At 49.5% G+C, this 3,041-nt stretch carries 3 protein-coding genes; all 3 read right to left on the bottom strand.

From position 1 onward, the window contains the following. Positions 1 to 710: DUF6531 domain-containing protein (locus tag BEB54_RS27845; RefSeq protein ID WP_236943387.1), on the bottom strand; the 710-nt coding region annotated here is incomplete at its 3' end. Between the two features lie 185 nt (positions 711 to 895). Beyond that, positions 896 to 1,906: a tetratricopeptide repeat protein gene (locus BEB54_RS27840; protein WP_105282341.1), complete on the bottom strand. Its 1,011-nt coding sequence runs from the start codon at positions 1,904 to 1,906 to the stop codon at positions 896 to 898. Next, positions 1,890 to 3,041: RHS repeat-associated core domain-containing protein (locus BEB54_RS29865; protein ID WP_201798175.1), on the bottom strand; the 1,152-nt coding region annotated here is incomplete at its 5' end. The genes BEB54_RS27840 and BEB54_RS29865, both read right to left, overlap by 17 nt.

Genomic DNA, 3,041 nt, shown 5'->3' with positions numbered 1-3,041 from the left:
ACCGCACCCGCCACGTCACCCTCTGCCACCCGGTGGAAAGTCATCGTCCGACCAAAGCCATCCACCACGCCCGTCAGTACCCGGTATGCGGGCGGCTCCGGCGGCAGCACCTCGTCCACTTCCGGCACCCGCTCCGGCCAGCCGAGTATCCACCACGGCCCCTGAAGGCTGTTTGTCGCCAGGTACACATGTGGACTCAGGCGAACATCTTCCGGCAGCACCTGCCAGAGCGCGCTTAACGGCTGCGAACTGTGCTGCTCCGCCACTCCACCCCGCGCCAGCCAGAACGACTCGCTGCGGCTGTAGCTTATCTCGCCGGGAAACAGCGCCTCAAAGTGAATGCTCCTGCCGCCGCTGTCGTTGAGTATCAGGCCTTCATCACGTATCTGTAAGCGGATATCAAAGGGCGCTTTCCAGCCGGGGCCAAACACTCCCACCGGCGCGGGCGTCTTCGTCCGGTAGCTGCTGTAGGCGCGGGAAAGAATAAACGGCAGCGGGCCGGGCAGCGCAAGGTCCGTCTCGCCCGGCAGCACCTTCGCACCCAGTAGCGGGTTCACCGGGTTGCCCTTCTGCTCCTCCACCGGGCTGTTGGGACATACCGAACAGGCCACGCCGGTTGGCGCACCTATCAGCACCCCTGCTGAACCCTGCACAATATCCAGTCCCTTGCGGGTCATGTCACCCTGCCGCGCCGCCGGTTTTCCGCTCATGGTTTATTCCTCTTCCTCTGAACTGATTTACATTAGGTTGGTTATTTTCCCATACTCACAACTATATTTTTTCTCTGAATTTAATACGTGCAAGATAATCGCAGCACTCTAACTGACTTCGATGCAATTTGATGTTCAGAAAAATCTCTCATTAGATTATTATCATGAAATACAGCCAATTATCTTTAGTTTTTATATTTCCTAATATATTCCTTTGAAAGGATCTGCGCCTTTTCAAACTCTTCAGGAGTTAATCTATTTTCCACCTTCAATTTATATTGAGCACTTTCATCAAGCCCATGAGCGTATGCGGCACTGAACCAGGCATATGCCTGTTTATTATCGAGTGGTAACTCTTTCGTACCTACGGAATAGATTAATGCAAGATTATGTTGTGCAACAGGATCACCATGCGTGGCTGACTTTCTTAACAGTTCTATTGCTTTATATTTATTTACAGCAATCCCACCCAGCCCTTCATAATAAAAGATACTTAGTGCTGATTGTGCTTTTATGAAACCTTGACTTGCAGATTTACCATACCAAAAGGCGGATTTATTATAATCTTGTTTAATAATAACGCCTTCATAATAGAGTCGCCCTAAATGATACTGAGCAACCTTATCCCCTTGCTCCGCAGCGATACGATACCACTTCCCTGCCAGATCTTTTTTATTAGTCTCATCATATAATAAAGCAAGATTAGTTTGAGCCTTAACTAACCCAGAGTTTGCAGCTTTATTTAACCATGTCATGGCCTTCTCATAATCCTTTACCACGCCATTCCCTTTGCTATATAATACTCCTAAGTTCCCTTGCGCTTCTGGAAAACCTTTTTCAGCTGCCATTTGATAACATTCAAATGCTTTTTCATAATTTTGAGACACCCCATAACCATGAGCATACATAACACCGAGGTTATACTGAGCCTCTGCCAGCCCCTGTTTTGCTGCAAGCGAGTACCAATATACTGCATCTTTATAACTCTGGATTCCTTCAGAACCACTTCGATATAACTCCGCGAGTTTAAATTGCGCTGTAGCATCTCCCTTATCAGCATCTTTTCTTATATATGTCATTTTATTGGAGGCTGCTGTGTATTCTGTCACCCCCATTGCAACAGGAATACTCAACACTTCAAAAAAAAACATCACAACAACATACATTAATATTTTTCGGTTATTTTTTATCAGCATCTTTTTTATCATCACCTTTAAGTTTATCTACCGCCTCACTAGACGTCATGTCAGTAACATAATCTCCAAATGCATTTTTAGGCACAAAAGGCAATGCGCCCAAAGCTGCACCAGCTACTTCCTCCACACCTGTATTAGCAGCAGCATTAACACCAGATTTAAAATCCCCTCCCTTACTTAAAAATGACAATCCCATTTTCAAAGCTATTTTCTCAATAAACGTTTTTCCCGCCCCGAAAGCCCCACCTAAAGCACATAGCGCCAACTCAGATTTATCTGGCATCTTATGATCAGACATATAGTCAGTCGTAGCAACCGCACCACATGAACTAAGACTTCCAAGTGCCATCTCCCCCCATGTAAGAGCCCCCCCCTCTAATGCAGCCGCACTTGACACAGGCCCAGAAAACACCACTCCGGCAATAACAGCAGGTGCGATGGATAGCCCCATTACATATTCAGCCCCAGGATTCCAACCTCCAACCCCTCGTGTATACGCGTTCACCGCAGCAGTTATTTCCTCCGGTGATGCTCCGTGATCATCCATATAGAAAGCCAGGCTATCAGCCCCTGGATTATCATATTCAGAAAATATATCACCTTCATCCATCTCATCTAGCCCCATCGGATCGATCCGCTGCACTGGATTTAATGGATATTTATAAAGGTTCCATCCCCCCGCCAGCCCTATCGGGTCCTGAGTGATATACCGTCCCTGCAACGGGTCATAGTACCGGTGACGGTTGTAGTACAGCCCCGATTCCTCATCATACTGCTGCCCCGGCAGACGGAGTGACTGCTGAAGGTTCTGCGCGCTTTCCTCTCCCAGCAGGTTTCCCCACTCGTCATACTCCCCCTGCCACGCCGTTTCCCCTTCCGGGCTGATGAGCGCCTGCGGCAGCCCACGGTGGTCACAGTGGTAAAGATGAAGTTTCCTCTCCGGGATGTATTCCGCCTCCATCTGGTTTTTCATCTGTTCCGCCGTCAGCCCGCACTGCGCAAGCCATGCTTCACTCTCCGCACTCACCGCACCCGCGCGCAGTTCCCGCTCCAGCCTTCCCAGCATCACCGCCAGCTCCGCCGGGAGCGTCACACCCGTGTCCTCCTGCAACACCTCCGCCAGGCTACGGTGCCG

The sequence above is a fragment of the Escherichia sp. MOD1-EC6021 genome, from assembly GCF_002965245.1.
GTDB classification, from domain to species: Bacteria; Pseudomonadota; Gammaproteobacteria; order Enterobacterales; family Enterobacteriaceae; genus Escherichia; species Escherichia coli_F.
This window is presented reverse-complemented; position numbering and strand designations above follow the sequence as displayed.

Excerpts from the sequence above, each read along its gene's own strand:
- BEB54_RS27840 (WP_105282341.1), bottom strand. The coding sequence starts at position 1,906 with ATGCTGATAAAAAATAACCGAAAAATATTAATGTATGTTGTTGTGATG.